Annotated in this window: 17 protein-coding genes; 7 read left to right on the top strand and 10 right to left on the bottom strand. The window is 48.6% G+C overall.

Translation table 11 applies throughout. From position 1 onward, the window contains the following. Window positions 1–67: 67 nt before the first annotated feature. Window positions 68–1,276, bottom strand: a complete 1,209-nt coding sequence (locus FC61_RS06360) for an NRPS condensation (elongation) domain-containing protein (protein ID WP_024526049.1) — start codon at window positions 1,274–1,276, stop codon at window positions 68–70. A gap of 177 nt (window positions 1,277–1,453) precedes the next feature. Here FC61_RS06360 and FC61_RS06355 point away from each other — a divergent pair, with 177 nt between their 5' ends. Further along, on the top strand, window positions 1,454–1,978 hold the full coding sequence (locus FC61_RS06355) for an acyl-CoA thioesterase (RefSeq protein WP_011668966.1): 525 nt from the start codon (window positions 1,454–1,456) through the stop codon (window positions 1,976–1,978). 123 nt (window positions 1,979–2,101) lie between these two features. Here the strand turns inward: FC61_RS06355 and FC61_RS06350 are convergent, their stop codons facing one another. Beyond that, window positions 2,102–2,635, bottom strand: a complete 534-nt coding sequence (locus FC61_RS06350) for a GNAT family N-acetyltransferase (protein ID WP_011668967.1) — start codon at window positions 2,633–2,635, stop codon at window positions 2,102–2,104. 120 nt (window positions 2,636–2,755) lie between these two features. Here FC61_RS06350 and FC61_RS06345 point away from each other — a divergent pair, with 120 nt between their 5' ends. The 4 genes from FC61_RS06345 (at window position 2,756) to FC61_RS06330 (ending at window position 5,958) form a co-directional block, all read left to right on the top strand. Further along, window positions 2,756–3,403, top strand: coding sequence for an NAD(P)-dependent oxidoreductase (locus FC61_RS06345; RefSeq protein WP_035464336.1), 648 nt, complete (start codon window positions 2,756–2,758; stop codon window positions 3,401–3,403). Window positions 3,404–3,485: 82 nt separating this feature from the next. Next, the gene (gene brnQ / locus FC61_RS06340) at window positions 3,486–4,835 is read left to right on the top strand and encodes a branched-chain amino acid transport system II carrier protein (protein WP_021741368.1); all 1,350 of its coding nucleotides are present in this window, start codon (window positions 3,486–3,488) and stop codon (window positions 4,833–4,835) included. 86 nt (window positions 4,836–4,921) lie between these two features. Further along, window positions 4,922–5,185, top strand: a complete 264-nt coding sequence (locus tag FC61_RS06335; protein WP_021741369.1) for a hypothetical protein — start codon at window positions 4,922–4,924, stop codon at window positions 5,183–5,185. Window positions 5,186–5,274: 89 nt separating this feature from the next. Continuing rightward, entirely contained in the window at window positions 5,275–5,958 is a 684-nt protein-coding gene (locus tag FC61_RS06330; protein WP_021741370.1) for a YjjG family noncanonical pyrimidine nucleotidase, read from the top strand. On the opposite strand, the gene FC61_RS06325 is transcribed toward FC61_RS06330, so the two are convergent. The 8 genes from FC61_RS06325 to rpmH form a co-directional block, all read right to left on the bottom strand. Beyond that, window positions 5,955–6,191 (bottom strand): type II toxin-antitoxin system Phd/YefM family antitoxin, encoded by a 237-nt coding sequence (locus FC61_RS06325; RefSeq protein ID WP_021741371.1) that lies wholly within the window; start codon window positions 6,189–6,191, stop codon window positions 5,955–5,957. The genes FC61_RS06330 and FC61_RS06325 overlap by 4 nt on opposite strands. A 68-nt stretch (window positions 6,192–6,259) precedes the next feature. Further along, window positions 6,260–6,649 (bottom strand): hypothetical protein, encoded by a 390-nt coding sequence (locus tag FC61_RS06320; RefSeq protein WP_021741372.1) that lies wholly within the window; start codon window positions 6,647–6,649, stop codon window positions 6,260–6,262. A gap of 399 nt (window positions 6,650–7,048) precedes the next feature. After that, window positions 7,049–8,959, bottom strand: a complete 1,911-nt coding sequence (gene mnmG, locus FC61_RS06315) for a tRNA uridine-5-carboxymethylaminomethyl(34) synthesis enzyme MnmG (protein ID WP_021741374.1) — start codon at window positions 8,957–8,959, stop codon at window positions 7,049–7,051. 76 nt (window positions 8,960–9,035) lie between these two features. Then, entirely contained in the window at window positions 9,036–10,430 is a 1,395-nt protein-coding gene (gene mnmE / locus FC61_RS06310) for a tRNA uridine-5-carboxymethylaminomethyl(34) synthesis GTPase MnmE (protein WP_021741375.1), read from the bottom strand. Between the two features lie 211 nt (window positions 10,431–10,641). Continuing rightward, window positions 10,642–11,406, bottom strand: coding sequence for an RNA-binding cell elongation regulator Jag/EloR (gene jag / locus FC61_RS06305; RefSeq protein WP_042516694.1), 765 nt, complete (start codon window positions 11,404–11,406; stop codon window positions 10,642–10,644). A gap of 189 nt (window positions 11,407–11,595) precedes the next feature. Then, a complete protein-coding gene (gene yidC, locus FC61_RS06300) occupies window positions 11,596–12,429 on the bottom strand; it encodes a membrane protein insertase YidC (protein WP_011668977.1) in 834 nt (277 codons plus the stop codon). Between the two features lie 2 nt (window positions 12,430–12,431). After that, entirely contained in the window at window positions 12,432–12,788 is a 357-nt protein-coding gene (gene rnpA / locus FC61_RS06295; RefSeq protein ID WP_011668978.1) for a ribonuclease P protein component, read from the bottom strand. A gap of 102 nt (window positions 12,789–12,890) precedes the next feature. After that, window positions 12,891–13,025, bottom strand: coding sequence for a 50S ribosomal protein L34 (gene rpmH / locus FC61_RS12310; protein WP_011668979.1), 135 nt, complete (start codon window positions 13,023–13,025; stop codon window positions 12,891–12,893). A 538-nt stretch (window positions 13,026–13,563) separates the two neighbouring features. On the opposite strand from rpmH, the gene dnaA reads away from it, so the two are divergent. Together dnaA and dnaN are read left to right on the top strand one after the other, a co-directional pair. After that, on the top strand, window positions 13,564–14,922 hold the full coding sequence (gene dnaA, locus FC61_RS06290; protein WP_035464340.1) for a chromosomal replication initiator protein DnaA: 1,359 nt from the start codon (window positions 13,564–13,566) through the stop codon (window positions 14,920–14,922). Between the two features lie 269 nt (window positions 14,923–15,191). Continuing rightward, on the top strand, window positions 15,192–16,331 hold the full coding sequence (gene dnaN / locus FC61_RS06285) for a DNA polymerase III subunit beta (RefSeq protein WP_021741381.1): 1,140 nt from the start codon (window positions 15,192–15,194) through the stop codon (window positions 16,329–16,331). Window positions 16,332–16,487: the final 156 nt, after the last annotated feature.

The raw sequence follows: 16,487 nt of genomic DNA, 5'->3' as shown, positions 1-16,487 counted from the left end.
ACGCTACGCGAGAATCGGCAAGATTCCAGCGTAGCGTATTTTATTTGTGTCGTGTCGTCATTAATGGTTACGCTTCTCGACTCCACTGCGTCAATTGTGCGACCACATTTTTTAAAATTTTAATCCCCAATTGGTAATCGGGTTCTGATCCCAACATCCGAAAAGCCAGCGTCCATGCATCGTGATAGACGCTAACCGTCATTTGAAAGTGGGGCATCGTCCGATAGGCGCCCGCAAAGTAGATCTGTGTCACGGCTAAACTACCGAAATTCAAGCGCGTGTGGTCAATATGACCAAAGTTAGCAAATGAAATGGCGGCACGCGCCCGATGTTTGCCCGCTAACCGGCGAACCAGCTCCGGTGGCAGCGCCCGACTCATGCGGCTCAACTGTACCAAAGGGGGCAAATATGCTAACTCTTCTCGCAAATGACTAATCGTCGTCTGCGTTCGTGAAACAACATCCGCTAACTGCTCCCCATCTTGCACCGTCAAGGGAATCAGCATCTCGCCGGTCAAATTAGCCACTTGAACCACATTAGTCGCCACGACCGGCCCATGTAAGCGCAAGTCAACTTGATACGGAATCACGAGCTGGTGTTCTCCGGTCAACGCACACAATGCCAACGCATAGGCCGATAACAACACCGCGTTCATCGTCACATGTTGGGCCTGTGCCTTTCGCTGCAAGCGCCGACTGTCAACTCGCGGAATCGTCGCTTCCCCCCGGTGATGGTGGGCATCCCCCCGTAAGCGCGGAAAGGCTTCTGCCGAATTACGCAGTACCGGCGCCGCTGCGTGCCCGGACTGTCGTAAATGCGCCAAAATCTGCCGAACACTGCGCTCATTGGTAAAGGTGGTCAGGTCTTCACCACTATAGGCCGCCGCTAGCAAATACAAGTAGTGTTTAAATCCTTCACCGTCCGTCAGTAATTGACTCATTGCTAATCGCAAGGCATCATAGCCGGCATGATGAATGATCTGAATCTTCAGTTGGGGTCCGGCCAAGACATCCAATTGAACTCGGCCCGGATCATGACTAGCCGTATATTCTTCAATCACCTGATTGAGCGTTCCTGACTCCACTTCAAAACGATTCCAACGTAAATTATATCGCCCCAACACTTGGGGAACGACCGTCTGTGTCGTTTGAACGGCGGCCTGCAACCGGTCTACATCGATGGGGTGCGTCAGGCTCAACGTACATTCTAATAATGGGTATGTCTGCGCTAAATCTAGCGTTGGCATTAAATCTAACGGCTCGCCATGATAAATCATGTGACACCCCTCCTTGCTCAATTTACCCATAGTATAGCAAAGGCCACCGGGTCCCTCGGCGTTTCACCCGAACTATTGGCAAAAATTAATAAAGCTGTAATCTAGGGGTCTTTAATCGTCGCTTGTGAAATTCTCTGGTAGAATGAGAGACATTAACTAACTTACGAGGTGATTGTTTTGTCAGATTCAATAACGCCGGTCTCTTGCAATGCCACCCTAATCGTCACTAGCCACCGGGTTTTTCAACCGGATTTAAATGAACATCAATCTGTTTTTGGCGGTAAAATCCTATCCCTAGTCGATGATAGTGCGTCCGTTGCGGCGGTGCGCTTAACTCACAAGACCGTGGTCACGGCTTCCTTTGACCATGTCAGTTTTCTAAAACCCTTTCGCTTAGACGACTCCATGAGTCTAGAAGCTTACGTTAGCGGCACAGGGACGCGGTCCTTGGAAGTATTTGCCAAAATCATTGGTGAAAATCTGACGACAGGTAAGCGATTTGTTGGCTTCACCTGTTTCATTACCTATGTCATTGAAGATGACAGCGTCACGACCAAATTACCAGCGATGAAGCCCGTGACGGCCGAACAGCGCTATATCTGTTCCGGTTATGCCACGCGAACTGCCCAACGGCGGCAGCGACGACAAGAACAAGCCGAACTCAATGCTAACGTGACGGTTGCTTCTCCTTGGCCCGAATAACGCCAAAAAGCGAGTCTGGGGTAAAATGCCCAGACTCGTTTTGTATTTTCGACTACCTGATATTGTAGTGTTTCTTTGGCGCTCGCTTTTTCAAATGTTTCACATGAAACATTTCAACTTATCCTACCACCATTCGGCCGCTAAAATCCCATAGGCATACAAATCTAGCCACTGCCCATCTTGAAATACGGCTTCGCGATTGATTCCTTCACGTTGGAAACCGGCAGCTTCATACGCTCGGATCGCAGCCGTGTTATTGGCGTTAACCTCAAGTGTCACTTTATGCAGGCCCAACTCGTTAAAAGCAAACGACAAGATCGTATTCAAGGCATCCACGCCATATCCTTGGCCGCGATCACTCGCAACGGGCACTGCGATACTGAGTGTGGCCCGTCGATTCTTTAAGTAAACGTCATCCAACATCACCCAGCCCAATAAGCCATCATCGGTATTGGCCCGAATCATAAAGAAAAACCGTTCATCATTATCGGGATCTGCCGCTAACTCGCTGTACTCCGCGGCTGTAAATGGATGTAGCGCATCAGCCGACAGATTTCGCAGTAGGCCCGTCTCCCATTGTGTGTCCTGTAACCATTCTGCATCCCCGTCACGCATTTCAGTTAAGTGAATCAAATTTCCCTGTACCACATCGCGCATGGTTGGGCCCCCTTTGGCTTTTCTCTTACTCTACCACAGCTTGCCAATAGGCCAAAATTCTTGGCGATCCGTGCCATGACCTTTATACTGATCTCAATGATAAAGGAGGAATTTGAACTCATGAAAATAATGATTATCGGGGCCACCGGAATGGCCGGTCAAGCCCTCGTGACAACTGCTCTTAACCGGGGTCACCAAGTGGTCGCCGTGGCGCGTTCTGCCGAAAAGCTAGCCACTTTACCCAGTAACCCTAATCTAACATCTATCGTGCGGGACGCCTTTAGCCTGACGACAACTGATTTGTCAGCTGTCGATGCCGTCGTGGACGCTTTTGCCACAGCACCAGATCACGCCTATCTTCACGTTGATCTCGCCACTCATCTCATTAGCCAGCTTCGTGAAACAACTACGCCGCGGGTGGCCTTTATCTTAGGTGCTGGTAGTCTGACCACCGGGGATGACGCCCACCTCTTTGTGCATGACTTGGAACAAGATCCTCATGCCGCTAGCTTCATTAATGTTCCCCAGAATCAATTGAAAGAATTAACCTTCCTGCGAGATGTCGATAACGTTAACTGGTTTGGTGTCTCGCCAGCGGCCGATTTTCATCCCGGCGAAGCGCAACCCGCCTTATTGGGCACGGACACACTGCTATTTAATAACCAACAACAATCTGGCACTTCCGCTGGAACGATGGCCGTCGCGATTTTAGATGAATTGGAAACCCCTAAGCATCACCAAACCCGGTTCACCGTTGCGGATAAATAACGTGATTTTCTGACGTCGACCGTATCATCGGCCGGCGTTTTTTGGTATGCTAATCTCGTGAAATTTTAAATAGAAAGTTGCGATGCTCTTGAAAAGAAACTTAACTTGGCGGGAAATGTTATTCATCAGCATGATGTTGTTTGGCTTATTCTTTGGTGCCGGCAATTTGATTTTTCCCGTCTTTCTGGGTCAACAAGCCGGCCACCACGTCGGTCTGGCCATCTTTGGCCTATTATTAACAGGGATTGGCTTACCGCTTCTAGGGGTTACCGCTATCGGATTGACCCGCAGTGAAGGCGTCTTTGACCTCGCTAACAAGGTTAATCGCCCCTTCGCCTACCTGTTCACGATTCTTCTATACTTAACCGTGGGGCCATTCTTTGTTTTACCGCGATTAGCAACCACGTCCTTTCAAATTGGGATTGCGCCATTCGTGCCCCAACCCCATCAGGGACTGGCATTAGCTGGCTTTTCCATCCTATTCTTCGCGGCAGCGTGGTGGCTGGCGCGTAATCCGGGAAAGCTGATGACCTATATTGGTAAATGGCTGACCCCACTGTTCTTAATTCTACTGGGTATTCTCTTACTCGCCAGCTTTATCAAACCCATGGGAAGCCTCAACACCGCGGCCCAGGGCACCTACGCGCTGCATCCCATCCTAACGGGATTCAAAGAGGGCTATAACACATTAGACGCCTTGGCGTCATTGGCTTTTGGGATCGTCGTCATTGATAGTATGCGAGCACTAGGCGTCACTGAACCGGGTCAGATCGTCAAAGATATTATTAAAGCTGGGACGATCAGTGTGAGCCTCATGGGGATCATTTACGCGCTATTAGCACTGATGGGCACCATGAGTTTAGGCCACTTCACCGCGGCCGCCAATGGGGGAATCACCCTAGCCCAAGTCGCCAGCTACTATTTTGGCACACTCGGCAATCTTCTACTGGCATTAATCGTCATTATTGCTTGCTTAAAGACCGCCATCGGGCTAATCTCAGCCTTTGGTGATTCGCTACATGAGATGTTTCCCCGCTTGTCGTATGCGGGACTCATCGCCGGTGCCAGCCTGCTGCCCTGCCTTTTTGCCAATGTCGGGCTAACCAAGCTAATTGCTTACTCAACACCGGTATTAATGTTCATTTATCCGCTAGCAATCGTGCTGATTGTGTTAGCCGTCTTAACGCCGATTCTTGGTGATAGTCACTGGGTGTTTGGCCTAGCCATGTTATTTACTCTGATTCCGGCGATCTTTTCTGCGTTAGCTGCCTTACCCGACAATCTACAACGCGCTACTTGGTGTCAGGCAATCTTAAGTATCAACAACTACTTGCCACTAGCGGCTCAAGGTTTCGGTTGGGTCGTACCAGCATTAATCGGGACTGCTTGTGGTTGGCTCGTCAGCCGCTTAGCTAGCCGGAACGTTCGGTAACCGGCATTTCTAACCAAGTCACCGTACCCCACAAAGGATTGCCACCCCGTTAAAATAAAGGTACTAAATGAAATGAGGTGGTTTCGGTGATACCTGTTCGCTATCCCGTCACACCTATCAAAATCGGCGTGACTTTACTGACTATTGGGCTACTTATGGCAATGTTATTAGCTCGTAATCCTATTCTGACAGCTTTTTTATGCTTTAGTTCGTTAATTACAGCGATGATTCACTTCAACGTCTTTGAAGACACTGCTGATACCCAACCGCTCAACCGAATTGATCTGATTCTTCAGGTCGCTTTTGTGGTTCTCTCAATCGGTAAGGTCATCGTCGTTGGTGGTCATTAGCCAAAAAAGACGCGGTCGTTAATGCGACCGGGTCTTTTTTTGATGAGTTTTATGCTACACTCAGTTAAAATCGCTGAAAAGGAGCTCTTATGAAAAAATACGCAATTCTCGACCTCGACGACACCCTCCTTGATTTCAAACGTGGTGAAACCGTTGGAATTCAACGAATATTGCAAGAAAATGGCGTCTCCGATTTAACCGCCGGCTTTCAGACCTATCTCCAAATTAATCATGACGTGTGGACACAGATTGAACACGGTGCTGCTCGTGAACCCCTGTTGGCTACCCGGTTCACTCGGACCTTCGCTGCATTGGGATATCACGTTGACGGTCAGCGTTTGGAACAACAATATAGCCAAATGCTGGATCAGAATTTCTACACCCTAGCTGGCGCCACTGACTTTCTCGCTGACCTCAACCGCCATGGCTTGACCGTTGTGGCGGGCACCAACGGTACCAAATCTATTCAACTCAACCGGCTAGCCGGCGCCCAGTTGACGGCCTACTTTGATCGTATTTTCATCTCTGAAGATATCGGCTTTGACAAACCCGATGCACGTTTCTTTACCCCCATTCGTCAGTATTATCCAGACATGACGGTCGCAAACACCTTGATGATCGGCGATCGCCTACAGTCTGACATATTGGGCGCCCAGAATGCCGGGCTAGAAAGTGTCTGGTTCAATCCCACTCACACTAACAATTCAACCACCTTACATCCCACCTATGAAGTCGCTTCTTACGCCCAAATAACGCAATTGTTGCTGGCTTAACCCCACTCCATTTTATCAACGTCAAATGCTGTAATTGCGGGTTTGGGCAGCGATGGTCGCTGTAAAAACGCCAACTCGCGCAGCGCTTCCCACTCACGTTTAGGCATAATAACCGCCGCGTGTTCATCCTCACTGTCCGTTGGTGTAATCATAATGGTCTCCTGGAGCTGATGGACGGCCGTTAATACTTGTTGAAAATCCTGCTGTGCCGCAATCGGCGAATAATGTTTCATGTGAAACCTCCTCTAGAATTAAAAAGCCCGCTAACGCTGCTAAACAGCCTTAACGGGTTTTTGATTGGTTAATGAGTGGTATAAGTGAGTAATGTTCCTAATAAAACGGCCCCTAATAAGAGCTGGCTACCCGCCAGATACCATCCTTGCTTGCGCCACAACAGATGGTGGCTCATCGGCTGAGTCTGTCGATGGCGTTGGTAACAACTAATCGCCAAGGCTACGCCATCAACGATTAAGAGTAGCCCCACGACACGTGCATTTAGCCAAGTTGGCTGCCACACCCCAATGGCCACATAGACCACCCCTAAGTAAATCAGGCCTTGATAAATGAGCCGATTACGGACTCGTTGGCCGGTAGCTTCCCGACCTTGATGTAACTGATGCCACATTCGTTGATGTTGCCAATGACTCCCCATGGTTAACGCCAACCCTAAAATCAGCAGACTAGTTTGCATCTTAATACGCCCCTTAATTCAACCGACCACCAGGTGGTCGGTTGACCCCTAAATTAATGATTCCCCGTTTATTAGTTTACCGGATTTGGTTGCTAAGCGCAAAAAGCCGTGGTCATCAAGTTATTCAAGCGGAAGTTATCAGCAGTCATGCCCCGTTCACGACTACCTCATCCCCCTCGATTCGTATCTAAACTCACTCTACCGTCCCTTTATTGTATTTTCGCAAAGAACCTGTAAAGATTGTGTGTAATCAGCCTTGATTCAATTATTAATCATTAAATTTAATGATTAATAAAAGGGTCCGGAACAAAAGTTCCGGACCCTTTTATGTCTCTAACTATCTGGCTGGAGATAGCCAGTCACTGACTAACTGCTTCTCTAGCCTGCAAGCTTTTTGCCTTACTGAACCTTGGCAATCTTGCCTTGTTCAATATACACACTCAAGATCGCAATATCAGCTGGGTTAACCCCACTGATCCGACTAGCCTGAGCCAACGTTTCTGGTTGGATTTTCTTCAACTTCTGGTGGGCCTCAGTCGCTAAGCCATCGATGGCGTCGTAGTCAATTTGGGCGGGGATGGCCTTGGCTTCCATCCGCTTTAACTTAGCAACGTTTTCTTCGGCCTTCTTAATGTAACCCGCATACTTCAAGGAAATCTCAATTTCCTCGATGATATGGCGGTCTAACGGCTGCTCTGGCGCATCAATAAACTGTAATAACGTCTGGTAGTCCACGTATGGCCGGCGCAGGAAAGCCGCCGCTAAGACACCATCTTGCAAGGGCTTATCGCCGTGACTTTCGACAAACGCATTGATCGCGTCGTTAGGCTTGATGCGAATCTGATTCAATCGGTCCAGTTCCGCCTGTAAAGTGGCCTTCTTCGCCAAGAAATCCGCATAGCGTTCATCACTAATTAACCCCAACTCATGCCCTTTGGCCGTTAGCCGGAGATCAGCGTTATCGTGCCGCAAAATTAAGCGATACTCAGCACGACTCGTTAACAACCGATAGGGTTCCTTGGTGCCCTTCGTAACCAAATCATCGACCATGACCCCGATATACGCGTCGGATCGTTTTAAGGTGAATCCAGGCTTACCCAAAGCCCGCAAGCCGGCATTGATACCCGCTAACAGACCTTGACCAGCGGCTTCTTCGTAACCCGACGTCCCGTTCGTTTGACCAGCCGTGAAGAGGTTCTTCAATGGCTTGGTTTCAAGCGTTGGTCGTAATTGGTAAGGCGAAACGACATCGTATTCAATGGCATATCCCGGCCGCATCATTTGCGCGTCTTCTAGGCCCTTGATGGAATGTAAAATCTTCTGCTGAACTTCTTCTGGCATGGATGTCGACAGACCCTGAACGTACCATTCATCAGTCTTACGGCCTTCTGGCTCCAAGAACAGTTGGTGCCGCGGCTTGTCCGCAAACCGCACAATCTTATCTTCAATCGATGGGCAATACCGTGGCCCTACGCCTTCGATGACCCCGGTAAACATCGGTGCCCGATCAAGGTTGGCTTTGATAATCTCATGCGTCTTTTCGTTGGTATACGTTAGCCAGCAAGACAACTGGTTTTTCAAGTCCAAATAGGCGCTGTCCGGTGTCGTAAAGCTAAAGTGGTTCGGTTCTACATCCCCCGGTTGTTCCTCAGTCTCATCGTAGTGAATCGTATTGCCGTCTACTCGTGGTGGAGTCCCAGTCTTGAACCGCTCCAAATCAAAGCCGTACTTGGGTAAGTTGGCCGTTAACTTGGTTGCTGGTTGTGAATTATTCGGACCAGAAGAGTACATCAGTTCACCGATAATAATCTTCCCTCGAGCCGCCGTACCGGCCGCAATGACCACGGCTTTGGCGCGGTAACGCGCTCCCGTATTGGTAATCACGCCTTGGCATTCCCCGTCTTCGACAATTAGGTCGTCCACGATTCCCTGACGCAACGTTAAGTTGGGTTCGCGTTCAATGGTGTGTTTCATTTCAGCATGGTAAGCGTGCTTATCTGCTTGGGCCCGCAATGCCCGCACCGCTGGACCCTTACCGGTGTTTAACATCCGCATCTGCACGTAGGTCTTATCAATGTTGCGGCCCATTTCGCCACCTAAAGCATCGATTTCGCGTACCACAATCCCCTTAGCTGGTCCCCCAACTGACGGGTTACATGGCATAAATGCGACCATATCAAGGTTAATCGTCATAAGTAATGTCCGATTTCCCATCCGCGCAGCCGCCAAAGCCGCTTCACTACCCGCGTGACCGGCACCCACGACAATGACGTCGTAGTCTTGCCCAGCGTATTCCTTTACTTCCGTCATGGTTCATTTCCCTCCATGCCTAACCGCATCGTACGGCTAAACGCTTTTAAATTTTTCGGTTTAACACCTGCTACGCCTATTTACCCAAACAAAACTGGCTAAATAACTGATCGAGTAACTCGTCTTGGTAACTATCCCCGGTAATCTCACCCAGTAAGTCCCAAGCCCGCGTCATATCAATTTGAACCAAATCGACCGGCATCCCGGCCGCAATCCCATTTTGCACATCGTCTAACGCTGCGCTCGCTTGATGCAAGAGCCCAATATGCCGGGCATTGGTGACCATCACCGTGTTTTGACTGGACTCAATGCCCTCATCAAAGAACAAGTGAGCGATGGTTTCTTCCAATTGGTCCATCCCGGTACTTTGTAAAATGGACGTCTCAATAATGGGACTATCGCCGGCTACTTGCCGCACCGCTGCGAGATCCAACTGTAGCGGTAAGTCCGTCTTATTCAGAATTAAGATTCGCTGCGTATCCTTAGTGGCTGTCAATAAGGCTTCATCTTCCGCTGTCAGGGGTTCGCTAGCATTAAGCACTAACATCACCAAATCAGCCGTGTTAATGGCCTTACGCGAGCGCTCAACCCCAATTTTTTCAACCTTATCTGCCGTATCGCGAATACCGGCGGTGTCGATGAGCTTCAAAGGAACGCCCTTGACGTTGACGTATTCTTCAATCACGTCTCGCGTGGTCCCAGCCACATCCGTTACAATCGCCTTATCTTCGTGCAAGAGATGATTCAATAAACTACTCTTCCCCACGTTGGGCCGTCCAACAATTGCCGTTGCCAGTCCCTCACGCAACACTTTGCCTTGCTTGGCTGTAGCTAACAACGTTTTAATCTGTTGCTTGACCTCGTGGGCCTTCTCCAGCAGCATTTTAGTGGTCATGGTTTCAACGTCATCATACTCGGGATAGTCGATATTAACTTCCACTTGGGCCAACGCATCGAGGATATCTTGCCGTAAGTTTCGAATCAATTTAGACAAATCACCATCTAATTGGTCTAAAGCCACCTTCATTGACTTGTCGGTTTTAGCCCGAATTAAATCCATAACCGATTCCGCTTGGGTTAGATCAATTCGGCCATTGAGAAAGGCCCGCTTAGTGTATTCACCGGGTTCAGCTAACCGCGCGCCGTAACTCAAACACAGTTGTAAGATGCGATTCGTTGCCACGATCCCACCGTGACAGTTAATCTCAATAATATCTTCTTTGGTGTAGGTCTTGGGTGCCCGCATGACGGTCACCATCACCTCATCGACTTCATCACCCGTTTCCGGGTCCAAAATGTGCCCATAATGAATCGTATGGCTGCCAACTTGGGTTAAATCTGCCCCCTTAAAGAGCTTAGCGGCAACTTGAAAGACCTCTTCACCGCTCAAACGAATGATGGAAATACCCCCCTCACCAGGCGGCGTTGAAATTGCTGCAATCGTATCAAATTCTGTTGTGGTGACTGCCATGAGCCATCCTCCTTTTTTCTTCTGTCGGTTCTTATCAGGTCATTGACCCAGTCAAACATACCGGGCGTACCATTTAATGCCATAAAAAAAAGCACCTACTCCACGCCACCTAACAAGGGCGCGGATAAAGTACTTTCACTACTTTATCGGAAACATGATAAGAATGATTGTCTCAACTATAAGGGCATTCGCCCCATTTGTCAAACGAAACCTAAACCGGTTGAATGACCACTGCGCGGTGTGGTTCCTTGCCCGCTGAATAAGTCGTGACGTATTGATTTTTTGCGAGTACAGCATGAATTTGCTTCCGCTCAAATGACGGCATCGGGTCCAAATAAATCGGCTTACCTGAGGCGACGACTTCGCGCGCCGTATTATCTGCTAGCCGGCTTAACGTCGCGGCCCGCCGTTCCCGATACCCCGCCACGTCAAGTTCAATCTCAACGTGGGCGGCGCCGTGATGGTTCAAATATAACTGGGCTAAGCTCTGTAGCGCATTAATGGTGCGCCCGTGCTTGCCAATCAACAAGCCTTCCTTATCGGTGGTGAAGGCCAACCGAATTTGGCGATGAGCGCTACTCTCAAGGTCGAGAGTGGCATCAATCCCTAACTGATCCACGATGGTGGCTAAATAGTCCTGGACACCCTCTATGGCCGCCTGACGTTGTTGTCGGCGCTCGGCTGGACTAACGCTGAGCTCAGCTGCGGCTGGTTCACTAGGCGCAGCTGCTTCCGCAGCCGCTTTGACCGGTGCTGCACTCGACGCCAGGTTTGTCGCTGATACTGGGGTTGAACTAGCCGCTGGCGTCATCGCTTTTAAGACCACGTCAACCTGCGCGTCACGGTGGCCAATTCCCAACCAACCCTTACGCGGCGTTGCAACCACCGTTACCGTCACCTGTTCGCGTGGCGCATTTAGCGTAGCTAGCCCAGCTGCGGTCGCTGCTTCAATTGTCTTCCCCGTAAAGATTGTCATCATCAATTCCTCCAGTATCATTTCACGTATCGTTCCGGTGTCCACTACGGACAATGCGTGTTTAGTATACCATGAATCCCCGATCAAGCCACTGGTTTCCGCCGCGCAGACACCACGGTTCTGCCTAAAATTAGCCAAAGAAAAACGCGCTAGCCTGCGCCAGCGCGTTAAAATGCATTTATGTTTAGGTTACTTACGTTTACTTTGCTTGGCCCGCCGAATTGCTTTCTTAACGGTACGGTCATGCTGTGCCTTTTCCTTTTCCTTCGCATCCCGTTCCGCTTGAATCTTCCACGGATTTTGGATAAGAAGGGTTTGACCAACTTGGAAAACGTAGGAAACAGTCCAGTAAAGTGACAATGACGACGCCACGTTCATCGCGGTGAAGAACACCACAACGGGCATACCGACAATCATCATCGTGTTCATGGAGTTGGTCTCTGGTGCCGATTTAGTCGTCAACCACGAACTCAAGAACGTGGCCAAAGCAGCTAAGATTGGCAGAATGAAGTACGGGTCCTTGTGACCTAATTGTAACCACAAGAAGGTCCCTGACCGCAAGACAGCTGTCCGCCAGATGGCTTGATACAGCGCCCAGATGATTGGTAATTGCACCAAGGCTGGTAAACAGCCCATCATCGGGTTAATGCCGGCTTCGGAGTACAGCTTTTGCTGTTCTGCCTGCAGCTTTTGCATCGTTTCACGGTCTTTAGACGAGTACTTCTTTTGTAAAGCCTTTAATTGGGGCTGAACTTCCTGAGTTTTGCGCATACTGCGCGTTTGGAAGATCATCAGTGGCATCAGGATCACCCGGATAATAATGGTGAAGGCAATGATACCAACACCATAACTACCGCCGAACAAGTGTGCCAACCAGATAATCGCCCGCGAGAAGTTCAAGACGATCAAGCCGTCCCAAATCCCGGTACTTTGATTGGTGATTGGTTTGTTGCTACAAGCGGAGAGGATGAACACTAAACTCACAATGCCCAGCATAAGTAGGGTACGTTTGTACTTTTTCACGTTTATTCCTCGCTATAATCGGAATCCAGCAGTTTTGCCAGCTTCAAGACATGAACCAAGCTACGTTTCGCATCGGTCATGGAAATACCATCAGCGCGGGGCCGAGCAATGACGAGAAAATCCACATCTTGTTTCAGATGAGGCTTTAACTCAAGCAAGCTCTGGCGAATCCGACGCTTCACCCAGTTACGGTGAACGGCGTTACCAATCTTCTTACCGACGGAAATGCCCACTCGGAAATGCGGTTGTTGTGGCTTTTCCATTGAGTACACCACGAATTGCCGGTTAGCGACTGAATTCCTGGTTTCAAAGACCTGCTGAAATTCCGCTTCTTTCTTAATGCGGTAAGATTTTCGCATGGTGCATCTCCAAAATTCTCACGATTTGTGAACAGTCCGCGCGGGATTGGGGTTCCAGTCCCCCCGCAGATAAAATAAAAAGACCACTGAACCATCAGCGGCCTATGCAGACAATACTTTACGTCCTTTTTGACGTCGACGTGCTAATACCTGACGGCCATTGCTAGTGCTCATCCGCTTGCGGAAGCCGTGTACACGTGAACGGTGACGTTTCTTTGGTTGGTAAGTGCGCTTCATTACATTGCCACCTCCTCAATATATTTTTGTAAGTTCTATCTGAATCAAGTTCAGACATACTAAATGCATTTCCTGAACATATTAGCATAAAAATCGCTAGATTGAAACAAGAACTTTGGTTTTCCAGAAAAAACTTGTCCCCGGTTAAATTTGTTTCATGCACTTTGCTTGTGGATAACTCTAAAATTGGAAACGGGTTATTCCGAACTTGCTAACCGAGTTATCCACTGTTCCACAAGCTGTTTATTTTAAAAATTACGTTCTTGTTAATTCTGTGGATAACTTGTGAAACACTTGATATAATAACATTTTTAGTCAACACACTCTTGTGGATAACTCAATTGGAAAGAAACTATCCACAGATTCTCCATTCCCTGTGGATAACTCAATCCACTTGTTGTGAAACAATTATGCACAGCTCAGAATAACCTGTGGAAAACTTTTTTTCTTCATGCTACACTAGATTTACGTTTTCGTTTAAGGGGCCTCGTGCGCCCAAACGAAATTAGGACGTAAACTAAAATAGGGGGAAACATCAGTGCCAGACATGTTAACTTTGTGGACTGATATTAAAGCGTTGTTTGAGGAAAACAACTCGAAGACAGCCTACGCGACTTGGATTGAAACCGCCAAGCCGATTGCCTTAGATGGCAACAAATTAACGTTGGAACTCCCATCACCCCTGCATCGTGATTACTGGACCCATCAACACCTGGACCAGCAATTGGTAGAATACGCATACCAAGCCGCTCACGAAGATATTCAACCCGTGTTGATTCTCGAAAATGAACGTCAGCAACAGGCCACCTTAAAAGCCAAAACCGCACCCGTTGCGGCTGGCGAACCGGTTGAACCGACACCCACGTTTATGAAAGAGACGGCGTTGAATTCCCGCTACACATTTGACACCTTTGTCATCGGAAAAGGCAACCAAATGGCCCATGCTGCGGCCTTGGTGGTCTCTGAAGAACCCGGCGTGATGTACAATCCGCTCTTCTTCTATGGTGGCGTTGGTCTGGGCAAGACCCACTTGATGCACGCGATTGGCAACAAAATGTTAGAAGATCGCCCCGACACCAAAGTTAAATACGTGACTAGCGAAGCCTTCACGAATGACTTTATTAATGCGATTCAAACTCGGACGCAGGAGCAGTTTAGACAGGAGTATCGTAACGTTGATCTGCTGCTGGTCGATGATATTCAGTTCTTCGCTAATAAGGAAGGAACCCAAGAGGAGTTCTTCCATACTTTTAATGCGCTCTATGATGATGGTAAACAAATCGTGCTCACCTCAGATCGCTTACCCAACGAGATTCCCAAGCTGCAAGACCGGTTAGTCTCTCGGTTTGCTTGGGGATTATCCGTTGATATCACACCGCCAGACCTCGAAACACGAATTGCTATTTTACGGAACAAAGCCGACGCCGATCAAATCGGCATCCCCGACGATACATTAAGCTATATCGCGGGCCAAATCGACTCTAACGTCCGTGAATTAGAGGGGGCTTTAGCCCGCGTTCAGGCTTATTCGCAACTCATGCACCAACCAATTGCCACGGATTTAGCTGCTGAGGCGCTCAAGAGTCTGAACCTCGCCAATGCTAGTGACGCCGTGACCATTCCGGTGATTCAAGACCGCGTCGCTAAGTATTTTGACGTGTCGCTCAAGGATCTTAAAGGAAAGAAACGCAAGAAAGCCATCGTTATGCCGCGCCAAATCGCGATGTACCTCTCCCGTGAATTAACGGAAGCCTCACTGCCACGGATTGGCAACGAATTTGGTGGCAAGGATCATACCACGGTGATTCACGCTTACGATAAAATTACGGAATCCCTTAAAACGGATCCACAACTTCAAAAAGATATCGACAGCCTCAAAGATGACTTACGCCGTTAATCAGCGATCGCCACGGATCACACGGTTAAAAATGACCAGCCCCGTGACGATCTTTTGGTGACTAATTGCGGTATGATACGAGTAGGTCAGTCAACGGGTGTGGATAAATAACGGCAACCATCAAAGTTTTCCACAAGTTATCCACAGGTGGAAAACCGCGGTTGTTTGCTAGTTTCTCAAAGTTATCCACATAATTCACCGCTCTACTACGGCTACTGTTTTTTCTTTTAATTAAGTTAATCAACGCACCTAGAAAAGGAGAGTCTGTTATGAAATTTACCATCAACCGGGCAGCCTTCATTAAGGAACTCAACAACGTCTCCCGGGCAATCTCATCTAAAACTACTATTCCCATTTTGACTGGTTTAAAAATTGTGGCCAGTGACGCGGGGCTCTTATTAACGGGTTCCAATGCGGACATTTCAATTGAAACGTTAATTCGCGCGGACAATCCGGATGTCGGCTTAACCATTGATGAACCGGGCTCGATCGTCCTAACAGCCCGTTTCTTTAGCGAAATCGTTAAGCGACTTCCCGAAAAGGAAATGACGGTTGAAGTCAAAGACGGGTTCCAAACCGAAATTACGTCTGGCGCTGCTGCCTTTAACATCAACGGACAAGACGCCAATAATTATCCTCATTTACCGGAAATTGATGCGGCTGATTCAGTTGTTTTATCTGGCGCCGTTTTCAAGGAACTCATTAGTCAAACCGTCATTGCGGTTTCTAATCAGGAAAGTCGACCAATCTTGACGGGGATTCACTTTGTCTTAAATGACAACCAATTTTTAGCCGTCGCCACAGATAGTCACCGATTAAGCCAACGACAAATTGAATTGCCAACACCTAGTGAGGCGTCATTTGATGTCATTATCCCCGGGAAGAGTCTGACCGAACTATCCCGGATGATTGGGGATGACGATGCGGATGTGAAGATGCAGTTCTCCGAAAATCAAGTGCTCTTCTTGTTGGGTGACACCTCGTTTTACTCACGACTCCTAGAGGGGAACTATCCAGACACCTCGCGGCTGATTCCTAAAGAATCATCTACGACGGTTGAATTCGAAGCCCCTGAGTTATTAGCAGCAGTGGAACGGGCCTCTCTGTTATCCCATGAATCGCGGAACAACGTGGTCAAGCTCACGTTAACGCCAACTGATCACCAAGTCACAATCTTCAGTAACTCACCGGATGTCGGGAATGTTGAAGAAGAGTTAGCGCCCAAAGAAATTGACGGGGAGCCGTTAGAAATTTCCTTCAACCCTGATTATATGAAGGACGCCCTACATTCCTTTGGTCAAGCCACGATTCGCGTTGCCTTTACCTCAGCTTTGCGGCCATTTACATTGGTGCCAACGGAAGATACCAGTAATTTCATTCAGTTAATTACACCAGTGCGGACGTTCTAGAAAATTTCACAAGCAATTTCACAAGCAGAATTCACAAACTTTGTGAGGCAAAAAACGCCGCGGTAATCAGCGCCTAAATGGTCGCTGGTGCTGCGGCGTTTTTTGTGGTGTAGTCTTGGTTAGCAGCCGCTAGATTCCGACTGAGGAAATCAGGAA

It is taken from the genome of Levilactobacillus brevis ATCC 14869 = DSM 20054, assembly GCF_001433855.1.
Lineage (GTDB): Bacteria > Bacillota > Bacilli > Lactobacillales > Lactobacillaceae > Levilactobacillus > Levilactobacillus brevis.
The sequence above is the reverse complement of the archived record's forward strand: the minus strand, read 5'-3'. Positions and strand labels throughout refer to the sequence as shown.